The sequence below is a fragment of the Streptomyces sp. NPDC005962 genome (assembly GCF_040629205.1).
Classification (GTDB): Bacteria; Actinomycetota; Actinomycetes; order Streptomycetales; family Streptomycetaceae; genus Streptomyces.
Genome location: NZ_JBEXVE010000058.1, coordinates 1 through 8,837 on the forward strand (window position 1 = coordinate 1; position 8,837 = coordinate 8,837).

The following is an 8,837-nucleotide window of genomic DNA, read 5'->3' on the forward strand; positions in this document are numbered from 1 at the left end:
ATGGTGTGCGCGTTGGTACCGCTAATGCCGAACGCGGACACGCCCGCGCGACGCGGACCGCCGGTCTCCGGCCACTCCACCCGCTCGGTCAGCAGGGAGACCGCACCCGCCGACCAGTCGACGTGCGGCGACGGCTGATCCACATGCAGCGTCTGCGGCAGCACACCGTGCCGCATCGCCATCACCATCTTGATGATGCCCGCAACACCAGCAGCGGCCTGCGTGTGGCCGATGTTGGACTTGATGGACCCCAGCCACAACGGCTGGCCGTCAGACCGGTCCCGTCCGTACGTAGCCAGCAGCGCCTGTGCCTCAATCGGGTCACCCAGCGTCGTACCCGTACCGTGCGCCTCGACGACATCCACATCGCCGGTCGTCAGCCCGGCGCTGGTCAGCGCCTGCCGGATGACACGCTGCTGCGACGGGCCGTTCGGCGCCGTCAAACCATTCGACGCACCGTCCTGGTTGATCGCGGAGCCGCGCACGGTGGCAAGGACCGGGTGGCCGTTCCGCCGCGCGTCCGACAACCGCTCCACGAGCAGCATGCCGACGCCTTCGCCCCAGCCGGTGCCGTCCGCACCGGCCGCGAACGCCTTGATACGCCCATCGGCGGCCAGTCCACGCTGACGGCTGAAGTCGATGAAGTTATCGGGAGTGGACATCACCGTGACACCACCGGCAAGCGCCATCGAGCACTCACCCGAGCGCAGCGCCTGCACCGCCATATGCAGCGCCACCAGCGACGACGAACACGCCGTGTCCACCGTCACCGCCGGACCTTCCAGCCCGAAGGTGTACGCCACCCGCCCCGACACCACACTCGCCGCATTGCCGGTGCCCCAGTGTCCCTCAAGCCCCTCGGACGCACGCTCAAGCAGCGACAGGTAGTCCTGTCCATTGGTCCCGGCGAAGACACCGACCTGCTGACCACGCACCGTGGCCGGATCGATGCCCGCCCGCTCGAACGCCTCCCACGACGTCTCCAACAGCAACCGCTGCTGCGGGTCCATCGCCAGAGCTTCCCTCGGCGAGATCCCGAAGAACGACGCGTCGAAGTCCCCGGCGTCGTAAAGGAAGCCGCCCTCACGCGTGTACGACGTCCCCTGACGCTCCGGGTCCGGGTCGTAAATCCCGGCCAGGTCCCAGCCACGGTCGGACGGGAACTCCGCAACCGCGTCCCCACCCGCCGACAGCAGCTCCCACAACTCCTCGGGCGAACGCACCCCACCCGGGAAACGGCAGCTCATCGCCACAATCGCGATCGGATCGTCAGCCACCGCAACCGTCGGCGCGACCACACCACCGGCCACCGCCACATCCGCGCCCAGCAGTTCGGTACGCAGATGGTCGGCAAGGACAGCCGCGTTCGGGTAGTCGTAAATGAGCGTGGCGGACAACCGCAGCCCAGTCGCCACGTTCAACCGGTTACGCAGCTCAACGGCCGTCAGCGAGTCAAAGCCCAACTCCTTGAAGGCACGCCCGCCCTCGACCGCCTCCGCCCCGCCATGCCCCAGCACCGACGCGACCTGCGCACGCACCAACTCCAGCAGCGTCTGCGCACGCTCCGTCTCCGTCAGACCGGCCAGCCGCTCGGCCAGCGTCCCGGGCCCGGCGGTGGCAGCCGGACGCGGCGCACCCGCGCCGTCCGACACCGGACGCGCCGCAGGCAGCTCGCCGAACAGCACGCTCGACCGCACGGCGGTGAACCCGCCGAGGAACCGGTCCCAGTCGATGTCCGCAACCGTCACGGCGACGTCATCGAGATCCAGCGCCCGCTGGAGAGCTGCGAGCGCGGACTCGGGCGCCATCGGCGGCACCCCGTCACGGCGCATCCGCCGCTCCAGCGCCTCGTCCGCAGCCATACCACCCTCGGCCCACGGGCCCCAGGCGATCGACGTAGCAGTCAGCCCCTCGGCACGCCGACGCTCAGCCAACGCATCCAGATACGCATTGGCCGCCGCGTAATTGCCCTGACCGGCCGCGCCCACCGAACCACTGATCGACGAGAAGAGCACAAACGCCGAAAGATCCAGCTCACGCGTCAGCTCGTCCAGATGGAACGCGGCGTCGACCTTCGCCCGGAGCACCGAGGCGAACCGCTCGGCCGTGAGCGAGTCCAGTACGCCGTCGTCGAGCACACCGGCCGCATGGACGACGGCAGTCAGCGGAAGCTCCGCCGGAAGCCCGGCCAGCAGCCCCGCGAGCGCGTCACGGTCGGCCACATCGCAGGCGGCCACGGTCACCCGGGCGCCGGCAGCGGTGAGTTCGTCCCGCAGCTCGGCGGCGCCGGGGGCGTCGAGTCCCCGGCGGCTGGTGAGCACCACATGCCCGGCGCCATTCGCCACCAGCCAGCGCGCCACCCGCGCACCCAGGGCGCCCGTGCCGCCGGTCACCAGAGTCGTACCGGCACCCGGCGACCAGGAGCCGTCGGAGGACGACGCGGTGGCCTGCACCAGTCGGCGTCCGAACACGCCCGACGCGCGGACCGCGACCTGGTCCTCGCCACCGACCCCGGCCAGCACCTCGGCCAGCCGCGCCAACGCACGCTCATCAGCCTCAGCGGGCAGATCGACCAAACCACCCCAACGCTCGGGCAACTCCAATGCCGCCACCCTGCCCAGACCCCACACCTGAGCCTGCACCGGGCTGACCGCACCATCCGAACGCCCCACGGCCACCGCACCCCGCGTGGCCACCCAGAGCGGCGCGCCCACACCCGCATCGCCCAGGGCCTGCGTCAGCGCGGCCGTGGTCAGCAGACCATCGCCGCCGTCCGCCAGGGCCAGCAGGGACACCACACCACCGGTCACGGCATCGTCGCCGATGGCCGAGGTCAGCCGAGCCACCACCGCGGCACGGTCCTCATCGGCAGCCAACGCGACCTGCGCCACGTCGACACCACGGTCCTGCAACATCCGCACGACACCGGCGACCCACATATCCTCGACCGACCCCGCCGGTACGACGACCAGCCAACGACCGCTCAGGGAAGCGATAGCACGGTCGGTGACCGGCTTCCACGACACCCGGTAACGCCAGCCGTCCACGGTCGAACGCTCCGACTGCCGCCGCCGCCACGAAGAAATCGACGGCAACAGGGCTTCGAGCGCGCCATTGTCCTCGGCACCAAGGCCCAGCGTCGCCGCGAGCGACTCCAGATCCCCGCGCTCCACCGCCGCCCAGAAACGGGCATCGACCGCGTCCAGTGCCGTGGCACCGGAGGTGGCGGTGGCCGTCGGCACATCCAGCCAGTAACGCCGACGCTGGAAGGCATACGTCGGCAGCTCCACGCGCCGCGCACCGGCCCCGGCGTAGAACGCCTCCCAGTCCACGGCCACGCCCCGAACCTGCAACGCGGCGAGGGCAGCCGTCACCGACTCAGCCTCCACCCGCCCCTTGCGCAGCGCGGCGGTGAACGCGGCATCCTCGCCGGTCACACACTCCTGCGCCATGGCAGTGAGCACACCGTCGGGGCCCAGCTCGACGAACGCCGTCACACCCTGAGCCTCAAGAGTGCGGATGCCGTCGAGGAAGCGCACCGCCTCCCGGACATGCCGCACCCAGAAGTCGGCAGTCGTAATCTCCTCAGCGGAGACGACCGTCCCGGTCAGGTTGGACACGATCGGAATGCGGGGGGCCTCGTACGACAGCCCCTCCGCCACCTCACGGAACGCCTCCAGCATCCCGTCCATACGCGGCGAATGGAAAGCATGGCTCACCGTGAGCCGCTTGGTCTTACGACCCTGCTCCTCGAACGACGCCGCCACCTCAACAACAGCCTCGTCGTCACCCGCGATGACCACCGACGTAGGCCCGTTGAGGGCGGCAATGCTCACCCGCTCACCGAGCAGCGGCAGCACCTCATCCTCCGAGGCCTGCACCGCGACCATCGCGCCACCAGCCGGAAGCTCCTGCATGAGCCGCCCACGCGCCGCCACCAGCGTGCACGCGTCGTCAAGCGAGAGCACACCCGCCACATGCGCGGCAGCCAACTCACCGATCGAGTGCCCGGAGAGGAAGTCGGGCCGCACACCCCATGCCTCGACGAGACGGAACAGCGCCACCTCAACCGCGAACAGCGCAGGCTGAGTGAACCCCGTCTGATCCAGCGCCTCAGCGTCATCCCCGAACAGCACATCCCGCAGCGGCCGCTCAAGGTGCAGGTCTAGATGCGCGCACACCTCGTCCAACGCATCCGCGAACACCGGGAAGGCGTCATACAGCTCACGCCCCATACCCAGCCGCTGGCTCCCCTGTCCCGTGAACAGGAACGCCACCTTGCCCTCGGCGACCGAGCCCTCGATCAGGCCCGGCACCTCGGACTCGCCCCGCTGCAACACGTCCAGACCCGCGAGGAACGTCTCACGGTCAGTGGTGACGAGCGCCGCACGCTGTTCCAGCGTGGCGCGGCTGGTGGCAAGCGAGAAGGCAAGGTCGGTCGCGGTCAGTTCGGGATGGGCCCGGAGGTGGGCGGCCAGCTGAACGGCCTGGGCGCGCAGAGCCTGCCCGTCCTTCGCCGACAGCAGCCATGGCAACGCGGCCAGCTCACGCGCCTCGGGCTCCTCGGCCAGAGCGGCCGAACGGGCCGGGACCGGGGCCTGCTCGATGATGGTGTGCGCATTGGTACCGCTGATGCCGAACGAGGAGATACCGGCACGGCGCAGGCGGCCCGTCTCCGGCCACTCCACCCGCTCCGTCAGCAGGGACACCTCGCCCGCCGACCAGTCCACGTGCGGCGACGGCTCGTCCACATGCAACGTCTGCGGCAGCACACCATGCCGCATCGCCAACACCATCTTGATGATGCCCGCAACACCAGCAGCAGCCTGCGTGTGACCGATATTCGACTTGATCGAGCCCAGCCACAACGGCTGACCGTCAGACCGCTCCTGCCCGTACGTGGCCAACAGCGCCTGCGCCTCGATCGGGTCACCCAGCGTCGTACCCGTACCGTGCGCCTCCACGACATCCACGTCACCGGCCGACAGCCCCGCACCCGCCAGCGCCTGACGGATCACCCGCTGCTGCGACGGACCATTCGGCGCCGTCAAACCATTCGACGCACCATCCTGGTTGATCGCCGAGCCACGCACGACCGCCAACACCGGGTGGCCGTTCTTCTCCGCGTCCGACAGCCGCTCCACCAGCAGCATGCCGACGCCCTCACCCCAGCCCGTGCCATCCGCACCGGCCGCGAACGCCTTGATACGCCCGTCCACAGCCAGCCCACGCTGACGGCTGAAGTCGACGAACGCCTCCGGCGTGGACATCACCGTGACACCACCGGCAAGCGCCATCGAGCACTCACCACTCCGCAGCGCCTGCACCGCCATATGCAACGCCACCAGCGACGACGAACACGCCGTATCGACGGTGACGGCAGGCCCTTCCAGGCCAAAGGTATAGGCCACCCGGCCCGACACCACACTCGCCGCGTTGCCCGTGCCCAAATGGCCTTCCAGGCCCTCGGGCGCCTGCATCAGCAGCGACAGGTAGTCCTGTCCGTTGGTTCCGGCGAAGACGCCGACCTGCTGACCACGCACCGTGGCCGGATCGATGCCCGCCCGCTCGAACGCCTCCCACGACGTCTCCAGCAACAACCGCTGCTGCGGGTCCATCGCAAGAGCTTCCCTCGGCGAGATCCCGAAGAACGACGCGTCGAAGTCGGCCACGTCGTACAGGAAGCCGCCCTCACGCGTGTACGACGTCCCCTGACGCTCCGGGTCCGGGTCGTAAATCCCGGCCAGGTCCCAGCCACGGTCGGACGGGAACTCCGCAACCGCGTCCCCACCCGCCGACAGCAACTCCCACAACTCCTCGGGCGAACGCACCCCACCCGGGAAACGGCAGCTCATCGCCACAATCGCGATCGGATCGTCAGCCACCGCAACCGTCGGCGCGACCACACCACCGGCCACCGCCACATCCACACCCAGCAGCTCGGTACGCAGATGATCGGCAAGGACAGCCGCGTTCGGGTAGTCATAAATCAGCGTGGCGGACAACCGCAGCCCAGTCGCCACGTTCAACCGGTTACGGAGCTCAACGGCCGTCAGCGAGTCGAAGCCCAACTCCTTGAAGGCACGCCCGCCCTCGACCGCCTCGGCCCCGCCATGCCCCAGCACCGACGCGACCTGCGCGCGCACCAACTCCAGCAGCTCACGGTCCTGTTCGGCCCTCGGGAGGCCGTTCAGTCGCTCGCCGAGAGGCGAGGCGGAGTTGGCGTCGGTGACGACCTGCCCGGTCTCGGCGCCGGACACGCCACGCGTCCCGACCTCCGGTAGGTCGGCGATCAGCGGGCTCGGTCGGACGGCGGTGAGGGTGCGGGCGAAGCTTTCCCAGTCGATGTCCGCGACCGTCACGGCGACGTCATCGAGATCCAGCGCCCGCTGGAGAGCTGCGAGCGCCGACTCGGACGCCATCGGCGGCACCCCGTCACGGCGCATCCGCCGCTCCAGCGCCTCGTCCGCAGCCATACCACCCTCGGCCCACGGGCCCCAGGCGATCGACGTGGCAGGCAGACCCTCGGCACGCCGACGCTCAGCCAACGCATCCAGATACGCATTGGCCGCCGCGTAATTGCCCTGACCGGTCGTACCCACCGAACCACTGATCGACGAGAAGAGCACAAACGCCGAAAGGTCCAGCGCACGCGTCAGCTCATCGAGGTTCTGCGCGGAGACAGCCTTGGCGCGCAGCACCCGCTCCAGTCGCTCGGCGTCCAGCGTGTCCACAACGCCGTCGTCGAGCACACCGGCCGCATGGACGACGGCGGTCAGCGGAAGCTCCGCCGGAAGCCCGGCCAGCAGCCCCGCGAGCGCGTCACGGTCCGCCACATCACACGCGGCAACCGTCACCCGCGCACCCGACGCCGACAGCTCATCCCGCAGCTCCACCGCACCCGGAGCCTCCAGCCCACGACGACTGGTCAGCACCACATGCTCGGCACCACTCGCCACCAGCCACCGCGCCACATGCGCACCCAACGCACCCGTACCGCCGGTCACCAGGACCGTACCGGCACCCGGCGACCAGGACCCGTCGGAGGACGAGGCGGGCGCGGCCGCCCGCGCCAGCCGACGTCCGAACACGCCCGACGCACGCACCGCGACCTGATCCTCGCCACCGACCCCGGCCAGCACACCCGCCAACCGCGTCAGCGCACGCTCATCCACCGACTCCGGCAGATCGACCAGACCACCCCAACGCTCCGGCAGCTCCAACGCCGCCACCCTGCCCAGACCCCACACCTGCGCCTGCACCGGGCTGACCGCACCGTCCGAACGACCCACGGCCACCGCACCCCGCGTGGCCACCCACAACGGCGCACCGACACCCGCATCGCCCAGGGCCTGCGTCAAGACGGCCGTACGCAGCAGACCATCGTCGTCGTCCGCCAGGGCCAGCAGCGACACCACACCCGTCACCGCACCGTCGCCCACGACCGTACGCAGCTCATCCGCCACCCCGGCCCGGTCCACAGCGCCCAGCTCGACCACGCGCACATCAACACCACGCCCGGCCAGCGTCCGCACCACACCCGCAGACCACTCGCCCTCGGCCTGACCCGCCGGGACCACCACCGCCCAGCAACCACCCAACACCCCAGCAGCAGCCGACCGCTCCGTCACCGGCTTCCACGACACCCGGTAACGCCAGCCATCCACCGCCGAACGCACAGCCTCCTGCCGCCGCCACGACGACAACGCGGGCAGCACCTCACCCAACGACAGCCCCGGGTCCACCTCCAACTCCGCAGCCAGCGCGGCTACATCCCCACGCTCCACCACATCCCAGAACCGCCCATCAACAGCAGAACCCGACCCGGCCTCCGCCACCACAGCCGCCGGGGCCGGGGCGTCGGCCCAGTACCGCTGGCGCTGGAAGGCATACGTCGGCAGCTCCACCCGCCGCGCGCCGGCCCCGGCGAAGACGGCCGTCCAGTCCGGCGTCACTCCACGCACATGCGCCCGCGCGACGGCCGAGAACAGCGCCTCGGCCTCGGGACGGTCCTTGCGCAGCGCGGCGGCGAACGCGGCATCCTCGCCGGTCACACACTCCTGCGCCATCGCCGAGAGCACACCATCGGGACCCAGCTCGACGAACGTCGTCACACCCTGTGCTTCCAACGCCCGCACGCCATCCAGGAAGCGCACAGCCTCCCGGACATGCCGCACCCAGAAGTCAGCAGTCGCGATCTCCTCAGCGGAGACCAGCTCACCCGTCAGGTTGGAAACGATCGGAATACGCGGAGCCGCATACGACAGCCCCTCCGCCACCTCACGGAACGCCTCCAGCATCCCGTCCATACGCGGCGAATGGAACGCGTGGCTGACGGTCAGCCGCTTGGTCTTCCGACCCTGCGCCTCGAACGACGCAGCAACCTCAACAACAGCGTCCTCGTCACCCGCGACGACCACGGACGACGGCCCGTTGAGCGCGGCAATGCTCACCCGCTCATCCAGCAGCGGCAGCACCTCGTCCTCCGACGCCTGCAGCGCGACCATCGCGCCACCGGCCGGAAGCTCCTGCATAAGCCGACCGCGAGCGGCCACCAGCGTGCACGCGTCGTCAAGCGAGAGCACACCCGCCACATGCGCGGCGGCCAGCTCGCCAATGGAGTGCCCGGAGAGGAAGTCCGGCGTCAGCCCCCACGCCTCGACCAACCGGAACAACGCCACCTCAACCGCGAACAACGCAGGCTGCGTAAACCCGGTCTGATCCAGTACAGCCGCGTCATCCCCGAACAGCACATCCCGCAGCGGCCGCTCCAGATACAGATCCAGGTGCGCACACACCTCGTCCAAGGCATCGGCGAACACCGGATACGCCTCGTA

General features: G+C 69.9%; 1 protein-coding gene. It reads right to left on the reverse strand.

Annotated elements, in window-relative coordinates:
- A partial coding sequence (locus tag ABZ370_RS43775; protein ID WP_358634121.1) for a type I polyketide synthase occupies positions 1 to 8,837 on the reverse strand: 8,837 nt, incomplete at both ends.